Source organism: Dermacoccus sp. CCH2-D9, assembly GCF_001556795.1.
In the GTDB taxonomy this organism is placed as follows: Bacteria; Actinomycetota; Actinomycetes; order Actinomycetales; family Dermatophilaceae; genus Dermacoccus; species Dermacoccus nishinomiyaensis.
Map to the genome: position 1 here is coordinate 56,138 of NZ_LSJT01000146.1, position 17,343 is coordinate 73,480.

The following is a 17,343-nucleotide window of genomic DNA, read 5'->3' on the forward strand; positions in this document are numbered from 1 at the left end:
ACCGGACAACCACAACAGCAACGATCAGACTTTTCAGATTTAGGCGAGAGAAGGAATCAGCAACGTGCTGGACGTCAACTTCTTCGACGAGCTTCGCATCGGCCTCGCGACCGCGGACGACATCCGCGAGTGGTCGCACGGCGAGGTCAAGAAGCCCGAAACCATCAACTACCGCACCCTCAAGCCCGAGAAGGACGGACTCTTCTGCGAGAAGATCTTCGGCCCGACGCGCGACTGGGAGTGCTACTGCGGCAAGTACAAGCGCGTCCGTTTCAAGGGCATCATCTGTGAGCGCTGCGGCGTCGAGGTCACGCGTTCCGCGGTTCGTCGCGAGCGCATGGGCCACATCGAGCTCGCCGCGCCGGTCACGCACATCTGGTACTTCAAGGGTGTCCCGAGCCGTCTGGGCTACCTGCTGGACCTCGCGCCGAAGGACCTCGAGAAGGTCATCTACTTCGCGGCCTACATGATCACCTCGGTCGACGAGGAGCAGCGTCACGCCGACCTGCCGTCGCTCGAGAACCAGATCGAGGTCGAGAAGAAGGAACTCGAGAACCGTCGCGACGCGGACATCAACACGCGTTCGACGAAGCTCGAGGCCGACCTCGCCGAGCTCGAGAAGGAGGGCGCCAAGGCTGACGCCCGCCGCAAGGTCCGCGAGTCGGCCGAGCGCGAGATGACGCAGATCCGCAAGCGCGCGGATCAGCAGATCGAGCGCCTCGAGCAGGTCTGGGATCGTTTCAAGAACCTCAAGGTCCAGGACCTCGAGGGCGACGAGATCCTCTACCGCGAGATGCGTGACCGTTTCGGTCTGTACTTCGAGGGCGGCATGGGCGCTGCGGCGCTGCAGAAGCGTCTCGAGAACTTCGACCTCGACGCCGAGGCGGAGCTGCTGCGCGAGATCATCGCGACGGGCAAGGGCCAGAAGAAGACGCGTGCGCTCAAGCGTCTGCGCGTCGTCACGGCCTTCCAGCAGACCGAGAACAAGCCGGCCGGCATGGTTCTCGACTGCGTCCCGGTCATCCCGCCGGACCTGCGCCCGATGGTGCAGCTCGACGGTGGCCGTTTCGCGACGTCCGACCTCAACGACCTGTACCGCCGTGTGATCAACCGCAACAACCGACTCAAGCGTCTGCTCGACCTCGGTGCGCCGGAGATCATCGTCAACAACGAGAAGCGCATGCTTCAGGAGGCCGTCGACGCGCTGTTCGACAACGGCCGTCGTGGCCGACCGGTGACCGGTCCGGGCAACCGGCCGCTCAAGTCGCTGTCCGACATGCTCAAGGGCAAGCAGGGTCGTTTCCGTCAGAACCTGCTCGGCAAGCGAGTCGACTACTCGGGTCGTTCGGTCATCGTCGTCGGTCCGACGCTCAAGCTGCACCAGTGCGGTCTGCCCAAGCAGATGGCGCTCGAGCTGTTCAAGCCGTTCGTCATGAAGCGCCTCGTCGACCTCGAGCACGCGCAGAACATCAAGTCGGCGAAGCGCATGGTCGAGCGTGCCCGCCCGGTCGTGTGGGACGTCCTCGAAGAGGTCATCCGTGAGCACCCCGTGCTGCTCAACCGCGCGCCGACGCTGCACCGTCTGGGCATCCAGGCGTTCGAGCCGCAGCTCGTCGAGGGCAAGGCCGTCCAGATCCACCCGCTTGTCTGCTCGGCGTTCAACGCCGACTTCGACGGTGACCAGATGGCCGTCCACGTGCCGCTCAGCTCCGAGGCGCAGGCCGAGGCCCGCATCCTCATGCTCTCGAGCAACAACATCCTCAAGCCCGCCGACGGTCGTCCCGTGACGATGCCGACGCAGGACATGATCATCGGTCTGTTCCACCTCACCTCCGAGGTGCTCGACGCCGACGAGATGAAGGACGAGGACATCCGCGCGTTCTCGACCGTCGCCGAGGCCCGCATGGCCTTCGACGCGGGCGAGATCAAGATCGGCACGCCGATCTCGGTGCGTCTTCGCGACTTCGTCCCGACGGCCGGCACGGTGCTGCCCGACGGCGTCGAGGCGGACGAGAACGGCTTCGTCTCCGAGCTGCGGATCCGTACGACCCTGGGTCGCGCGATCTTCAACGGCACGCTGCCGGAGGACTACGAGTACATCAACAAGCCCGTCGACAAGAAGGTCCTCTCGGCCATCGTCAACGACCTTGCGGAGCGTTACTCGAAGGTCCAGGTCGCGGCGTCGCTCGATGCGCTGAAGGAGACCGGTTTCCACTGGGCCACGCGCTCGGGCACGACCGTCGCCATCTCGGACGTCGTCATGCCCTCGAACAAGGACGAGATCCTCGAGAGCTACGACGCCAAGGCCGCGAAGGTGCAGCTGCAGTTCGACCGTGGTCTGATCACGGACGACGAGCGCCGTCAGGAGCTCATCGAGATCTGGACGCAGGCGGCGAACGAGGTCTCCAAGCAGATGGAGAACAACTTCCCGAAGGACAACCCGATCTACCGCATGGTCAACTCGGGTGCCCGTGGTAACTGGTTCCAGCTGCGCCAGCTCGCGGGTATGCGAGGCCTCATGGCCAACCCGAAGGGCGAGATCATCCCGCGTCCGATCAAGGCCAACTTCCGTGAGGGCCTGTCGGTGCTGGAGTTCTTCATCTCGACCCACGGTGCACGAAAGGGTCTGGCCGACACCGCTCTGCGTACGGCCGACTCGGGTTACCTGACGCGTCGTCTCGTCGACGTCTCGCAGGACGTCATCATCCGCGAGGAGGACTGCGGCACGAAGCGCGGTCTCGTCCTGCCGATCGCGCAGCGCAACTCTGACGGCCAGCTGGTCGAGCACGAGGACGTCGAGAGCTCGGTCTACGCCCGCAACGTGGCGCAGACGGTCGAGATCGACGGCGAGACGTTCCTGCAGGCCGGCGACGACCTCGGTGACGTCGCGCTCAGCAAGCTGATCGACGCCGGCATCGAAGAGGTCAAGGTCCGCTCGGTCCTCACCTGTGAGTCGCGCGTCGGGACGTGTGCGAAGTGCTACGGCCGTTCGCTCGCGACCGGCAAGCTCGTCGACATCGGCGAGGCTGTCGGCATCATCGCGGCGCAGTCGATCGGTGAGCCGGGCACGCAGCTGACGATGCGTACCTTCCACACCGGCGGTGCCGCGGGTGACGACATCACGCAGGGTCTGCCCCGAGTCGTCGAGCTCTTCGAGGCTCGCACGCCGAAGGGTGTCGCCCCGATCGCGGAGGCATCCGGAAAGATCGAGATCGAGGAGACCGACAAGGCTCGTCGCATCAACCTCATCCCGGACGACGGCTCGGAGCCGCACGCCTACCCGGTGAGCAAGCGTGCGCGCCTGCTCGTCGAGGACGGCCAGCGCGTCGAGGTCGGCACGCTGCTCGTGCAGGGTGCGATCGACCCGAAGCAGGTGCTGCGCATCCTCGGCCCGCGTGAGGTGCAGAAGCACCTCGTCGACGAGGTCCAGGGCGTGTACCGCCAGCAGGGTGTGTCGATCCACGACAAGCACATCGAGGTCATCGTGCGTCAGATGCTGCGCCGCGTGACGATCATCGAGGCGGGTGACACCGACCTGCTCCCGGGTGAGCTGGCCGACCGCGCGCGCTTCGAGGACGCCTCGCGCAAGGCGATCGCCGAGGGCGGACGTCCGGCGTCGGGTCGTAGCGAGCTCATGGGCATCACGAAGGCTTCGCTAGCCACCGAGTCGTGGCTGTCGGCGGCATCGTTCCAGGAAACGACGCGCGTCCTCACCGAGGCCGCCATGAACGTGAAGAGCGACCCGCTGCTCGGCCTCAAGGAGAACGTCATCCTCGGAAAGCTCATCCCGGCGGGTACCGGCCTCAGCCGTTACCGCAACGTCAAGGTGGAGCCGACGGAGGAGGCGAAGGCCGCGATGTACGCGCTGCCGGACTACCAGCCGTACGACTACCCGGTCTTTGGCCCGGGCTCGGGCGAGGCCGTCCGACTGGACGACGCGACGCTCGGCTTCGACAGCTGATCGACGCAGATCCACGCCGCGAGGGGCATCTCCTGCACAGGCAGGGGGTGCCCCTCGCGGTCTCCTCAGGTTCGTCGGCGTGTCGCGTTGCGGTCGGAACGTGCATGCTCCCGCGATTTGGCCGGGGCCCGGGAGAGTCGGTAAACTACTCGGGTGCATGGCAGGAGTCTGTCCGGACTCCACTCATGATCACACCCTCGCCGGGCAGTCGCCGCGATGGGTCGGGCACGGCGTCTCGAACGTCGTGCATGCGCCCCGCGACGAAAGTGCAGGGGAGGGGTCGCGCCTGTTGCGCCCTTCGGCGCACGATCCGCGACGAGACCAAGGAGCCTGCGATTCATCCTGCAGGCAGAACAGATACGACACGTTCGGAGAACTAGGTTGCCTACGATCAACCAGCTCGTCCGCAAGGGTCGCCAGGACAAGGCCACGAAGGCCTCGACTCCGGCTCTCAAGGGCAGCCCCCAGCGACGCGGTGTGTGCACCCGCGTCTACACCACGACCCCGAAGAAGCCGAACTCGGCTCTGCGCAAGGTCGCCCGTGTGAAGCTCACCTCTGGCATCGAGGTCACGGCTTACATCCCGGGCGTCGGCCACAACCTGCAGGAGCACTCGATCGTGCTCGTGCGTGGTGGCCGTGTGAAGGACCTTCCCGGTGTGCGCTACAAGATCATCCGCGGCGCGCTCGACACCCAGGGTGTCAAGGGCCGCAACCAGGCTCGTAGCCGCTACGGCGCCAAGAAGGAGAAGAAGTAATGCCTCGTAAGGGTCCTGCTCCTAAGCGCCCCCTCGTCGTCGACCCGGTCTACGGTTCGCCGCTCGTCACGCAGCTCGTCAACAAGATCCTGCTCGACGGCAAGAAGTCCATCGCCGAGCGCATCGTGTACGACGCCCTCGAAGGTTGCCGTGAGAAGACGGGTACCGACCCGGTCGTGACGCTGAAGCGCGCTCTCGACAACATCAAGCCGGCCCTCGAGGTCAAGTCCCGCCGCGTCGGTGGTGCGACCTACCAGGTGCCGATCGAGGTCAAGCCGGGCCGCGCGACGACGCTGTCGCTGCGCTGGCTCGTCGGCTACTCGCGTCAGCGTCGCGAGAAGACGATGACCGAGCGTCTGATGAACGAGATCCTGGACGCCAGCAACGGTCTGGGTGCCGCGGTCAAGCGCCGCGAGGATACGCACAAGATGGCCGAGTCGAACAAGGCCTTCGCGCACTACCGCTGGTGATCGCGGTTGGGTCGGCGGCCCGTCCTCTCCGTAGGATGGGTTCGGGCCGCCGTCCCGGCTCGCTCCAGCTACTCACACTGAACTTCGAACGAGAAGAGACACCGTGGCACAGGACGTGCTGACTGACCTCAAGAAGGTCCGCAACATCGGCATCATGGCGCACATCGACGCCGGCAAGACGACGGTGACCGAGCGGATCCTGTTCTACACCGGCGTCAACCACAAGATCGGTGAGACGCACGACGGTGCGTCGACGACCGACTGGATGGAGCAGGAGAAGGAGCGTGGCATCACGATCACGTCCGCTGCTGTGACGTCGTTCTGGAACGGCACCCAGATCAACATCATCGACACGCCGGGCCACGTCGACTTCACCGTCGAGGTCGAGCGTTCCCTGCGCGTGCTCGACGGCGCCGTCGCCGTCTTCGACGGCAAGGAGGGCGTCGAGCCCCAGTCCGAGACGGTCTGGCGTCAGGCGGACAAGTACGACGTTCCGCGCATGTGCTTCGTCAACAAGATGGACAAGATGGGCGCGGACTTCTACTTCACCGTGCAGACCATCAAGGACCGTCTGGGCGCCGAGCCCCTCGTCCTCCAGCTCCCCATCGGTGCGGAGAACGACTTCATCGGTGTCGTCGACCTCGTCGAGATGCGGGCGCTCGTGTGGCCCGGTGACGCCAAGGGTGACGTCACCATGGGCGCCAAGTACGAGATCCAGGAGATCCCGGCCGACCTGCAGGCCAAGGCCGATGAGTACCGCAACGCGCTCGTCGAGCGCGTCGCCGAGTCGGACGACGACCTCATGGAGAAGTACCTCGGTGGCGAGGAGCTCACGACGGCTGAGCTCAAGGCCGGCATCCGCAAGCTCACGGTCAACTCCGAGCTGTACCCGGTCATGTGTGGTTCGGCCTTCAAGAACCGCGGTGTCCAGCCGATGCTCGACGCCGTCGTCGACTACCTGCCGAGCCCGCTCGACGTCCCCCCGATGATCGGCCACAAGCCGGGCGACGAGGAGACCGAGATCACGCGCAAGCCGGCTCTCGACGAGCCGTTCTCGGCTCTGGCGTTCAAGGTCGCCGCGCACCCGTTCTTCGGTTCGCTGACCTTCATCCGCGTCTACTCGGGCAAGATCTCCGCCGGCTCGGCCGTCGTCAACTCGACGAAGGGCAAGAAGGAGCGCGTCGGCAAGCTCTTCCAGATGCACGCCAACAAGGAGAACCCGGTCGAGGAAGCACAGGCCGGTCACATCTACGCGGCGATCGGTCTCAAGGAGACCACCACCGGTGACACGCTGTCCGACGTGAACGAGCAGATCGTTCTCGAGTCGATGACGTTCCCGGAGCCCGTCATCTCCGTGGCCATCGAGCCCAAGACGAAGGGTGACCAGGAGAAGCTCTCCACGGCCATCCAGAAGCTGGCTCAGGAAGACCCGACCTTCCAGGTCGAGCTCGACGAGGAGACCGGTCAGACCATCATCCGAGGCATGGGCGAGCTCCACCTCGACATCCTGGTCGACCGCATGAAGCGCGAGTTCAAGGTCGAGGCAAACGTCGGTGCGCCGCAGGTCGCCTACCGCGAGACGATCCGCAAGGCCGTCCCGAAGTACGACTACACGCACAAGAAGCAGACCGGTGGTTCGGGCCAGTTCGCGAAGGTCCAGATCACCTTCGAGCCCCTGGACACGGCCGAGGGCGAGCTCTACGAGTTCGAGAACGCCGTCGTCGGTGGTCGCGTGCCGCGCGAGTACATCCCGTCAGTCGACAACGGCATCCAGGATGCGATGCAGCAGGGTGTCCTCGCGGGCTACCCGCTGGTCGGCATCAAGGCGATCCTCGTCGACGGTGCCTACCACGACGTCGACTCCTCGGAGATGGCGTTCAAGATTGCCGGTTCCATGGCGCTCAAGGAGGCCGTCCGCAAGGCCGACCCCGTGCTCCTCGAGCCGATGATGGCTGTCGAGGTCCGTACGCCCGAGGAGTACATGGGTGACGTGATCGGTGACATCAACTCCCGCCGTGGCCAGATCCAGGCCATGGAGGACGTCAGTGGCGCCAAGGTCGTTCGCGGCCTGGTTCCGTTGTCGGAGATGTTCGGGTACGTTGGCGACCTCCGTTCCAAGACGCAGGGTCGTGCCAACTACACGATGCAGTTCGACTCGTACAGCGAGGTTCCCCGGAGCGTCGCGGACGAGATCATCAAGAAGATCCGGGGCGAGTGAACGGGTTCATCCCCGTCGATTGACCCGTACACCACCTGTAACCAACAGACGCGTCCCGGCGCCTTCACCCGAAGGCGACACAGCGTTTGACCAACACAAGTCCTGAGGAGGACCCAAGTGGCGAAGGCAAAGTTCGAGCGGAACAAGCCGCACGTCAACATCGGCACCATTGGTCACATCGACCACGGCAAGACGACGCTGACGGCAGCAATCTCCAAGGTTCTGCACGACAAGTACCCCGAGCTCAACCCCTTCACGCCGTTCGACGAGATCGACAAGGCGCCCGAGGAGAAGCAGCGCGGCATCACCATCTCGATCGCGCACATCGAGTACCAGACGGAGCAGCGTCACTACGCTCACGTCGACTGCCCCGGTCACGCTGACTACGTGAAGAACATGATCACGGGTGCGGCGCAGATGGACGGCGCCATCCTCGTCGTCGCCGCGACCGACGGTCCGATGCCGCAGACGAAGGAGCACGTCCTCCTGGCTCGCCAGGTCGGCGTTCCCTACATCGTCGTCGCGCTGAACAAGGCTGACATGGTCGACGACGAAGAGATCATGGAGCTCGTCGAGATGGAGGTCCGCGAACTGCTGTCCTCCTACGACTTCCCGGGTGACGACCTGCCCGTCGTCCAGGTCTCGGCGCTCAAGGCGCTCGAGGGCGACGCCGAGTGGGGCGACAAGCTCATGAACCTCATGAACGCTGTCGACGAGTCGATCCCGGAGCCGGAGCGCGACATCGACAAGCCTTTCCTCATGCCCGTCGAGGACGTCTTCACGATCACCGGTCGTGGCACCGTCGTCACCGGTCGCATCGAGCGCGGTGTCCTGAACGTCAACGAGGACGTCGAGATCGTCGGTATCCACGAGGGTCCGGCTGCCAAGACGACCGTCACGGGCATCGAGATGTTCCGCAAGCTGCTCGACGAGGGTCGCGCGGGTGAGAACGTCGGTCTGCTCCTTCGCGGCATCAAGCGCGAGGACGTCGAGCGTGGCCAGGTCGTCGTGAAGCCGGGTTCGATCACCCCGCACACGGACTTCGAGGCTCAGGTCTACATCCTGTCGAAGGACGAAGGTGGCCGTCACACGCCGTTCTACGACAACTACCGTCCGCAGTTCTACTTCCGTACGACGGACGTCACGGGTGTCGTGCACCTGCCCGAGGGCACCGAGATGGTCATGCCCGGCGACAACACCGACATGACGGTGGAGCTCATCCAGCCCATCGCCATGGAGGAAGGCCTCAAGTTCGCCATCCGTGAGGGTGGTCGTACGGTCGGCGCCGGTCGCGTCACCAAGATCATCAAGTGATCTCGCTCCCGTGAGGGAGTGACATCATCGAAGAAGGGCCCGAGCACCGTGAGGTGCTCGGGCCCTCCTGCGTTCCCGATGGTGCGCTGCGACGGGTGTCAAGCACCACTGCCGCTCTGGCCGACGAAGCACTGCGTGGGGTGCCAGTGGCTTGGGGCGGCGCCGAGATCGAGGGTGAAGGTACCGCTCTTCGCGCCACCGTCGTCGGCCATGCCGTTGCCGACGACGACACGTCCGCTCGCGCGCTCGTAGCACACCGCGCTGAAGCCATAGACCTGCGACTCGGGGCCGGCCGCATATTTGCCGGTGATGCGGGGTCGAAAACCTTCGTACCCGTCCGGAATGACCTTGACATCGGAAACCGCGATGTCGTCTGCGTGCGGGTTGGGCTCCACCTTGGTGATGCGCATGCGCACCTTGACGCTGCCGGCGGGCGCCTTGCTCAGGCCGTTGTCGACCTTGGTCATCTGGCGGCCCTTGCCCACGTTGATGGAGCTCTCAGCCGTCGCGAGCACCTTGTTGTCGCCGTCCAGCATCTCGTACTGGATCGTGGCGACGCCGGGGCCGGTGCCATCGATCTTCCAGACGCTGTACAGCTTCGCGTACTGGGAACTCGGTTCGGATTTGTATCCGCCCGCCATGACGACGCTCGCGTTCGTCATCACGGAGCCCGCGGGCGGCGTCACCTTCTCGGGTGCCTTGGGACGGGCGCCGGTGGGGCCGGCGGCCGCAGCGTCACTGCCGGCGGAGGCGGACGGCGGTGCCGAAGAGGGTGAAGTCTCGGCGGCACTCGACGACGACGATGTGGGGGAGGACTCCGTTGCCGTGGACGCAGACGACGTCGGGGACGAGGCCGAGCCCTTGGTGGTCGCGGCCTGCTCGTCCTGACATGCCGTGAGGGACAGCGCGGCGGCGAACGTCAGGGCCGCTGCTGCCATGCGGGGGGTCTTCATCGTGCTCTCCTCTGCCTCGGGTCCGTTCGTGGTCTCGAACGCGTTCATGGCTGTGACGGCACCGGCGACCGAGCGGTTCCGTGGCCCTCATGAGCGGGCCGTTCGACGAAGCCCGCGATGTGGACCACCAGAGCGCGCCGGCCCCGTGGGGGACGCGCCCGCCGTGAAAGGATGGTGACAAGACCGACCGCAGCACCTAGGAGACATCGTGTCACTCGCCGACCTCACCCGCGCCGAGCGTGATGAGCTGTTGAAGCGCGTCCAGGCCGACTACGAACAGTTACGTGCGCGCGGGCTGAGTCTCGATCTCACGCGCGGCAAGCCGTCGTCAGCGCAGCTCGACCTGTCGAACGCGCTACTGTCGTTGCCCGAGGGGACGAAGGACGAGTCAGGGGTCGACGTCCGCAACTACGGGGGGTTGCCCGGTCTCGTGGAGATCCGAAGCATCTTCGCCGACCTGCTCGGGGTCGACGTCGATCAGATCGTTGCGGGCAACAACTCGAGCCTGACGATGATGCACGACGTTCTCGTCTATCACCTGCTGCGAGGCGGCCTCGGCTCGCCGCGCCCGTGGTCACAGGAGGGAAGCGTCAAGTTCCTCGCACCCGTGCCCGGGTACGACCGCCACTTCGGGCTGCTCGAGAGCCTCGGCATCGAGATGATCAACGTGCCGATGCGTGAGGACGGGCCCGACGCGGACGAGTGCGCCCACCTCGTCGCGCACGACCCGAGCATCAAGGGCATGTGGATCGTGCCGACATACGCCAACCCCACCGGCGCGATCTGCTCGCAGGAGGTCGCGGCGAAGCTGGCGGCGATGCCGGCCGCCGCGCCTGATTTCCGCATTTTTTGGGACAACGCGTACGCCGTGCACCATCTCAGCATGAACGAGGCGAAGTCGGCCGACATCGTGAGCCTGGCCCAGGCGTCGGGCCATCCCGATCGCCCGATCATGTTCGCCTCCACGTCGAAGATCACCTTCGCCGGTGCCGGCGTCGCGTTCCTGGCCGGCTCGCGCGAGACGGTCGGCTGGTACTTGGCGAACCTCGGGCACGGCTCCATCGGCCCGGACAAGGTGAACCAGTTGGCCCACGCGCAGTTCTTCGGCGACGCAGAGGGGGTGCGCGAGCACATGCGCAAGCACGCCGCCATCATGGCGCCCAAGTTCGCTGCCGTCGACGCAGCCCTCAGCGAGCGGCTGGGTGAGTACGGGGTCGCACGCTGGAACAAGCCGGAGGGCGGCTACTTCGTCAACCTCGACGTCGTGCCCGGCACCGCGAGCCGCGTCGTCGAACTCGCCAAGGAGGCGGGCATCGCCCTGACACCGGCAGGCGCCTCGTTCCCGTACGGCAAGGACCCGTTGGACGAGAACATCCGGCTCGCGCCCAGCCTGCCGCCCCTGGCCGAGGTCGAGGAGGCCATGGCGGGCGTGGCCCTGTGCGTCCTCATCGCGGCGCTCGAGCACGCGCGGGATTGAGACGCCGCGACCGCCGCACTATGCCCTCGCCATCAGCGCCCCCGACGCCCCGATTTGGAGGCGGCGGGGGCGATCTGGCACTATGGACAAGTTGCTTGACGCGTGGTGAAGGTCCGTACCTGCACTGCCGCCTCTGAAACGCACTTGTTCGCACTTCCCTCACGAAGTGCACACGTTCTCATGGAACGGCGTGCGTCCAGGGAAGCGCAAGCACCGGCTGAAAAGCCTCCAGATCTTCCTGCCGGAAGATCGCGCCCGGAGGGCGCGCGACACGCCCGAGCGCGTGGGTGGGGGAGCCGGACACGAACATGATCGGCGAGAAGAGAGACTCACGCGAATGGCGGGACAGAAGATCCGCATCCGACTGAAGTCGTATGACCACGAGGTCATCGACAGCTCGGCGCGCAAGATTGTCGACACGGTGACCCGTGCAGGCGCAACGGTCGTTGGACCGGTGCCGCTGCCGACGGAGAAGAACGTCTTCTGCGTCATCCGGTCGCCGCACAAGTACAAGGACAGCCGCGAGCACTTCGAGATGCGTACGCACAAGCGCCTCATCGACATCGTTGACCCGACGCCGAAGGCGGTGGACTCGCTCATGCGACTCGACCTCCCGGCCGACGTCAACATCGAGATCAAGCTGTAAGCGAGGGTTTGACTCATGACTGCAACCACTGAGCGCCCCGTGAAGGGCCTCCTCGGCGAGAAGCTCGGCATGACCCAGGTCTGGGACGCCGACAACCGCCTCATCCCCGTCACCGTCGTCGCCGTCGGCCCGTGCGTCGTCACGCAGCTGCGCAGCGAAGGCGTCGACGGCTACAACGCGGTTCAGATCGGCTACGGCCAGATCGACCCGCGCAAGGTCACGAAGCCGCTGACCGGCCACTTCGAGAAGGCCGGCGTCACGCCGCGCCGCCACCTGGCCGAACTGCGCACCTCCGACGCCGGCGAGTACTCGCTCGGCCAGGAGCTGACGGCAGAGGCTTTCGAGGCCGGCCAGAAGGTCGACGTCGTCGGCCGCACCAAGGGCAAGGGTTTCGCCGGTGTCATGAAGCGTCACGGCTTCGCCGGTGTCTCGGCCTCGCACGGTGCGCACCGCAACCACCGCAAGCCGGGTTCGATCGGTGGCTGCGCCACCCCGGGTCGAGTTTTCAAGGGCATGCGCATGGCCGGTCGCATGGGTGGCGTTCGCCAGACGACCCAGAACCTCCAGATCCACGCCGTGGACGCTGAGAAGGGCCTGCTGCTCATCAAGGGTGCCGTTCCCGGCCCCGCGGGCGCTGTCGTTCTCGTGCGCACGGCCATCAAGGGAGCCTGAGCATGACTACCGTTGACATCCTGAGCCCCGAGGGCAAGACGTCCGGTTCTGTCGAACTGCCGGCCGACATCTTCGATGTCGCCACCAACGTCCCGCTGATCCACCAGGTCGTGGTGGCGCAGCTGGCCGCAGCTCGTCAGGGCACGCACAAGACCAAGACCCGCGGCGAGGTCCGTGGTGGTGGGCGCAAGCCGTACCGCCAGAAGGGCACCGGTCGCGCCCGTCAGGGTTCGACCCGCGCGCCGCAGTTCGCCGGCGGTGGCACCGTCCACGGCCCGCAGCCGCGCGACTACAGCCAGCGCACGCCCAAGAAGATGAAGGCCGCCGCCCTGCGCGGAGCCCTCTCGGACCGCGCCCGTTTCGAGCGCATCCACGTTCTCGAGTCCGTCGTCGCCGGTGAGGCGCCGTCGACGAAGGCTGCCGCGAAGTTCCTCGGCACGCTCTCGGACCGCAAGAACCTCCTCGTCGTCATCGACCGCATGGACTCGGTCTCCGAGCTCAGCGTTCGCAACCTGCCGAACGTCCACGTGCTCTGGAGCGACCAGCTCAACACGTACGACGTGCTGTGCGCCGACGACATCGCGTTCACGAAGGCTGCGTTCGACGCATTCGTCGCCGGCGGCCAGAAGTCGGAGGACACCAAGTGAGCACCCTGAACAAGGACCCCCGCGACGTCATCATCCAGCCCGTCGTCTCGGAGAAGTCCTACGCACTCCTCGACGAGGGCAAGTACACGTTCATCGTGGACCCGCGTGCGAACAAGACGGAGATCAAGATCGCCATCGAGCAGATCTTCGACGTCAAGGTCGCATCGGTGCACACGCTGAACCGCAAGGGCAAGACGCGCCGTACACGTTTCGGCATGGGCAAGCGCAAGGACACCAAGCGCGCCATCGTCTCGCTCACGGAAGGCAACATCGACATCTTCGGTCAGGCCTCCTGACCCTCGATGACGATCGCCGAATCAATCCAAGACTGAGGACGACTTAGACCCATGGCTATTCGCAAGTACAAGCCCACGACCCCCGGTCGTCGTGGCTCGAGTGTGGCCGACTTCGTCGAGATCACTCGCTCCACGCCCGAGAAGTCGCTGGTGCGCCCCCTGACCAAGACCGGTGGCCGCAACGCCTCCGGACGTATCACGACCCGTCACATCGGTGGTGGCCACAAGCGCGCCTACCGTGTGATCGACTTCCGCCGCGCGGACAAGGACGGCATCCCGGCCAAGGTCGCTCACATCGAGTACGACCCCAACCGCACCGCCCGCATCGCGCTGCTGCACTACGCCGACGGCGAGAAGCGCTACATCATCGCGCCGAACAAGCTGAAGCAGGGCGACCGCATCGAGAACGGTCCCGAGGCCGACATCAAGCCCGGCAACAACCTGCCGATGCGTAACATCCCCGTCGGTACCGTCATCCACTGTGTCGAGCTGCGCCCCGGTGGCGGCGCGAAGATCGCCCGTTCCGCGGGTGTTCGCGTCCAGCTCGTCGCGAAGGACGGCCCCTACGCCCAGCTGCGCATGCCCTCCGGTGAGATCCGCAACGTCGACGTCCGCTGCCGCGCGACGATCGGTGAGGTGGGCAACGCCGAGCAGAGCAACATCAACTGGGGCAAGGCCGGCCGCATGCGCTGGAAGGGCAAGCGCCCGACCGTCCGTGGTGTCGCGATGAACCCGGTGGACCACCCGCACGGTGGTGGTGAGGGCAAGACCTCCGGTGGTCGTAACCCGGTGAGCCCGTGGGGCCAGAAGGAAGGCCGCACCCGCCGCCCGAACAAGGACAGCGACAAGCTCATCGTGCGTCGCCGTCGTACTGGCAAGAAGCGCTGATAGGAGCCTTTCGAAATGCCTCGTAGCCTCAAGAAGGGCCCCTTCGTCGACGAGCACCTCGCGAAGAAGGTCGATGCCCAGAACGAAGCCGGCACGCAGAGCGTCATCAAGACGTGGTCGCGCCGCTCGATGATCACCCCGGACATGCTCGGCCACACCCTGGCCGTCCACGACGGTCGCAAGCACGTTCCGGTCTTCGTGACCGAGAGCATGGTCGGCCACAAGTTGGGTGAGTTCGCTCCCACTCGTACCTTCAAGGGTCACGAGAAGGACGACAAGAAGGGTCGCCGTCGCTGACGCGGCGGGGTAACCCAACATGACGAACGAAAGTAAAGGGACAGCGATGGAAGCCAAGGCGCAGGCGCGGCACGTCCGCGTGACGCCGATGAAGGCCCGCCGCGTCGTGGACATGATCCGTGGCAAGCAGGCCGCTGACGCGATCGCTCTGCTGCAGTTTGCTCCGCAGACTGCCAGCGAGCCCGTTCTCAAGACGCTCAACAGCGCCATTGCGAACGCGCGTTTCACGGCGGACAAGAACTCCGCACCCTTCGACGAGAACGCACTGGTCGTCACGACCGCGTTCGTCGACGAAGGTCCGACCATGAAGCGATTCCGCCCGCGTGCCCAGGGCCGCGCGAGCCGCATCCTCAAGCGCACGAGCCACATCACCATCGTTGTGGGCGAGCGCGACTCGAAGGGAGGTAACCGCTGATGGGTCAGAAGATCAACCCGAACGGTTTCCGCCTCGGCATCACGACCGAGCACAAGAGCCGCTGGTTCGCCGACTCGACGAAGCCGGGCCAGCGCTACAGCGACTACGTCAAGGAAGACGTCGCGATCCGCAAGCTCCTGTCCGAGGGCATGGAGCGCGCCGGTATCGCACGCGTCGACATCGAGCGCACGCGTGACCGTGTTCGCGTCGACATCCACACGGCGCGTCCGGGCATCGTCATCGGCCGCCGCGGCGCCGAGGCCGACCGCCTCCGCTCGCGCCTTGAGAAGCTCACGGGCAAGCAGGTTCAGCTGAACATCCTCGAGGTCAAGAACCCCGAGGCCGACGCTCAGCTCGTCGCGCAGGGCATCGCCGAGCAGCTCTCGGCGCGCGTGTCCTTCCGTCGTGCGATGCGCAAGGGCATCATGTCCGCGCAGCGCGCCGGCGCCAAGGGCATCCGTGTCCAGTGCTCCGGTCGTCTCGGCGGCGCCGAGATGTCGCGCTCGGAGTTCTACCGCGAAGGTCGTGTGCCGCTGCACACGCTGCGCGCCAACATCGACTACGGCTTCTACGAGGCGCGTACGACGTTCGGCCGCATCGGTGTCAAGGTCTGGATCTACAAGGGCGACCTGACGGCCAAGGAGCTCGCTCGTGAGCAGGCCGCCGCCCCGCAGCGTCCGGCCCGTGGCCGCCGCAACGACGGCCCGCGCGGCGACCGTGGTGAGCGCGGGCGCGGTCGTGGCCAGCGCGCCGAGCAGACCGCTGTCACCAGCGAGACGACGACCGAGGTCACCGAGCCCGCCAAGACTGAGGGAGGCGAAGCCTGATGCTCATTCCCCGTCGAGTGAAGCACCGCAAGCAGCACCACCCGAAGCGCAGCGGCACCGCCAAGGGCGGCACGCAGGTCACGTTCGGTGACTACGGCATCCAGGCTCTCGAGCCGGCTTACGTCACGAACCGTCAGATCGAGTCCGCTCGTATCGCGATGACCCGCTACATGAAGCGTGGCGGAAAGGTGTGGATCAACATCTACCCGGACCGTCCGCTGACGAAGAAGCCCGCCGAGACCCGCATGGGTTCCGGTAAGGGTTCGCCGGAGTGGTGGGTCGCCAACGTCAAGCCGGGCCGCGTCATGTTCGAGGTCAACGGTGTGTCCGAAGAGGTTGCGCGCGAGGCCATGCGTCTCGCGATGCACAAGCTGCCGATGAAGTGCCGCTTCGTCGCGCGTGAAGGTGGTGACATCTGATGGCCAAGGGTTCGGAAGACCTGCAGCCGAAGGCACTGCGCGAGATGACGGACGAGGTGCTGACGCAGAAGCTCGCAGAGGCGAAGAAGGAACTCTTCAACCTGCGCTTCCAGTCGGCCACCGGCCAGCTCGAGAGCTCGGCCCGTCTGCGTTCCGTTCGCACGGACATCGCGCGCATCTACACGGAGATGCGTGAGCGCGAGCTCAACATCGGCCGTGATGAGAAGGTTGGCTGACCATGACTGACAAGCAGGAGACCGCTGTGACCGAGCAGGCAGAGCGCAACTACCGCAAGACGCGTCAGGGTTACGTCGTCAGCGACAAGATGGACAAGACCGTCGTCGTCGAGGTCGAGGACCGCGTCAAGCACGCCCTGTACGGCAAGGTCATGCGCCGCAGCAGCAAGGTGAAGGCCCACGACGAGAACAACAGCGCCGGCATCGGCGACCGCGTTCTCATCATGGAGACCCGCCCGCTCTCGGCAACGAAGCGTTGGCGCGTCGTCGAGATCCTCGAGCGCGCCAAGTAAGCCGCGAGGCACGCGCGTAGCCGGGAAGTCCACGCCCGTCATCGGTGGGGCGGCGATCTCGTCGTCGCCCCACCGGCGCGGGGGACTCTCCCGGTTTTCGCGTGCGCCGATCGGTGTGAGACCATTAAACGTTCCGCAAGGCTCGCTCAGATCGGGCGAGAACCAGTGAGACGACAGGAGTAGAAACTGTGATTCAGCAGGAGTCGCGACTTCGTGTCGCCGACAACACCGGTGCCAAGGAGATCCTGTGCATCCGCGTGCTCGGCGGTTCTGGCCGCCGGTACGCCGGCATCGGTGACACCATCGTGGCCACCGTCAAGGACGCCATCCCCGGTGGCAATGTCAAGAAGGGTGACGTCGTCAAGGCCGTCATCGTTCGCACCAAGAAGGAGCGCCGTCGTGCAGACGGCTCCTACATCCGCTTCGACGAGAACGCGGCAGTCATCCTCAAGGGTGACGGCGACCCGCGTGGTACGCGCATCTTCGGCCCCGTCGGCCGTGAACTGCGCGACAAGAAGTTCATGAAGATCATTTCGCTTGCCCCGGAGGTGCTCTGAA

The 17,343-nt window shown here is 65.6% G+C and carries 19 protein-coding genes; 18 read left to right on the forward strand and 1 reads right to left on the reverse strand.

Annotation, left to right across the window (positions count from 1 at the left end):
• Positions 1–64: 64 nt before the first annotated feature.
• The 5 genes from AX669_RS11875 (at position 65) to tuf (ending at position 8,719) form a co-directional block, all read left to right on the forward strand.
• A complete protein-coding gene (locus AX669_RS11875) occupies positions 65–3,961 on the forward strand; it encodes a DNA-directed RNA polymerase subunit beta' (RefSeq protein WP_062258613.1) in 3,897 nt (1,298 codons plus the stop codon).
• Positions 3,962–4,342: 381 nt separating this feature from the next.
• Entirely contained in the window at positions 4,343–4,717 is a 375-nt protein-coding gene (rpsL, locus tag AX669_RS11880) for a 30S ribosomal protein S12 (protein WP_006946105.1), read from the forward strand.
• A complete protein-coding gene (gene rpsG / locus AX669_RS11885; RefSeq protein ID WP_006946238.1) occupies positions 4,717–5,187 on the forward strand; it encodes a 30S ribosomal protein S7 in 471 nt (156 codons plus the stop codon). The genes rpsL and rpsG overlap by 1 nt, the downstream gene beginning before the upstream one ends.
• Before the next feature lie 103 nt (positions 5,188–5,290).
• Positions 5,291–7,405, forward strand: a complete 2,115-nt coding sequence (fusA, locus tag AX669_RS11890; protein ID WP_006946174.1) for an elongation factor G — start codon at positions 5,291–5,293, stop codon at positions 7,403–7,405.
• Between the two features lie 117 nt (positions 7,406–7,522).
• Positions 7,523–8,719, forward strand: coding sequence for an elongation factor Tu (tuf, locus tag AX669_RS11895; RefSeq protein ID WP_006946303.1), 1,197 nt, complete (start codon positions 7,523–7,525; stop codon positions 8,717–8,719).
• Positions 8,720–8,817: 98 nt separating this feature from the next.
• Here the strand turns inward: tuf and AX669_RS11900 are convergent, their stop codons facing one another.
• Positions 8,818–9,672 carry a hypothetical protein gene (locus AX669_RS11900; RefSeq protein ID WP_131940629.1) on the reverse strand — a complete coding sequence of 285 codons (855 nt, stop codon included), beginning with the start codon at positions 9,670–9,672 and terminating at the stop codon, positions 8,818–8,820.
• Between the two features lie 208 nt (positions 9,673–9,880).
• Between AX669_RS11900 and AX669_RS11905 the strand changes: the two genes are divergently transcribed.
• From AX669_RS11905 to rplN, 13 genes are all read left to right on the forward strand, one after another.
• Complete coding sequence (locus tag AX669_RS11905) at positions 9,881–11,149, forward strand: aminotransferase (protein WP_062258617.1); 1,269 nt, start codon at positions 9,881–9,883, stop codon at positions 11,147–11,149.
• A gap of 337 nt (positions 11,150–11,486) precedes the next feature.
• Positions 11,487–11,795, forward strand: a complete 309-nt coding sequence (rpsJ, locus tag AX669_RS11910) for a 30S ribosomal protein S10 (RefSeq protein WP_006946210.1) — start codon at positions 11,487–11,489, stop codon at positions 11,793–11,795.
• 15 nt (positions 11,796–11,810) lie between these two features.
• Positions 11,811–12,467, forward strand: coding sequence for a 50S ribosomal protein L3 (gene rplC, locus AX669_RS11915; RefSeq protein ID WP_038567101.1), 657 nt, complete (start codon positions 11,811–11,813; stop codon positions 12,465–12,467).
• 2 nt (positions 12,468–12,469) lie between these two features.
• The gene (gene rplD, locus AX669_RS11920) at positions 12,470–13,114 is read left to right on the forward strand and encodes a 50S ribosomal protein L4 (RefSeq protein WP_006946139.1); all 645 of its coding nucleotides are present in this window, start codon (positions 12,470–12,472) and stop codon (positions 13,112–13,114) included.
• Positions 13,111–13,410: a 50S ribosomal protein L23 gene (rplW, locus tag AX669_RS11925; protein WP_006946188.1), complete on the forward strand. Its 300-nt coding sequence runs from the start codon at positions 13,111–13,113 to the stop codon at positions 13,408–13,410. Before rplD ends, rplW begins: the two co-directional genes overlap by 4 nt.
• 51 nt (positions 13,411–13,461) lie before the next feature.
• Positions 13,462–14,298 carry a 50S ribosomal protein L2 gene (gene rplB / locus AX669_RS11930; RefSeq protein WP_006946059.1) on the forward strand — a complete coding sequence of 279 codons (837 nt, stop codon included), beginning with the start codon at positions 13,462–13,464 and terminating at the stop codon, positions 14,296–14,298.
• Between the two features lie 15 nt (positions 14,299–14,313).
• Complete coding sequence (gene rpsS / locus AX669_RS11935; protein WP_006946113.1) at positions 14,314–14,595, forward strand: 30S ribosomal protein S19; 282 nt, start codon at positions 14,314–14,316, stop codon at positions 14,593–14,595.
• A gap of 46 nt (positions 14,596–14,641) precedes the next feature.
• Positions 14,642–15,010, forward strand: coding sequence for a 50S ribosomal protein L22 (gene rplV / locus AX669_RS11940; protein ID WP_006946292.1), 369 nt, complete (start codon positions 14,642–14,644; stop codon positions 15,008–15,010).
• A complete protein-coding gene (gene rpsC / locus AX669_RS11945; protein WP_006946142.1) occupies positions 15,010–15,837 on the forward strand; it encodes a 30S ribosomal protein S3 in 828 nt (275 codons plus the stop codon). Before rplV ends, rpsC begins: the two co-directional genes overlap by 1 nt.
• Positions 15,837–16,256 (forward strand): 50S ribosomal protein L16, encoded by a 420-nt coding sequence (gene rplP / locus AX669_RS11950; protein ID WP_006946267.1) that lies wholly within the window; start codon positions 15,837–15,839, stop codon positions 16,254–16,256. The genes rpsC and rplP overlap by 1 nt, the downstream gene beginning before the upstream one ends.
• Complete coding sequence (rpmC, locus tag AX669_RS11955) at positions 16,256–16,492, forward strand: 50S ribosomal protein L29 (RefSeq protein WP_006946167.1); 237 nt, start codon at positions 16,256–16,258, stop codon at positions 16,490–16,492. The genes rplP and rpmC overlap by 1 nt, the downstream gene beginning before the upstream one ends.
• A gap of 2 nt (positions 16,493–16,494) precedes the next feature.
• Positions 16,495–16,785, forward strand: a complete 291-nt coding sequence (gene rpsQ / locus AX669_RS11960) for a 30S ribosomal protein S17 (RefSeq protein WP_038567110.1) — start codon at positions 16,495–16,497, stop codon at positions 16,783–16,785.
• Positions 16,786–16,973: 188 nt separating this feature from the next.
• Positions 16,974–17,342 carry a 50S ribosomal protein L14 gene (gene rplN, locus AX669_RS11965; RefSeq protein WP_006946197.1) on the forward strand — a complete coding sequence of 123 codons (369 nt, stop codon included), beginning with the start codon at positions 16,974–16,976 and terminating at the stop codon, positions 17,340–17,342.
• Position 17,343: the final 1 nt, after the last annotated feature.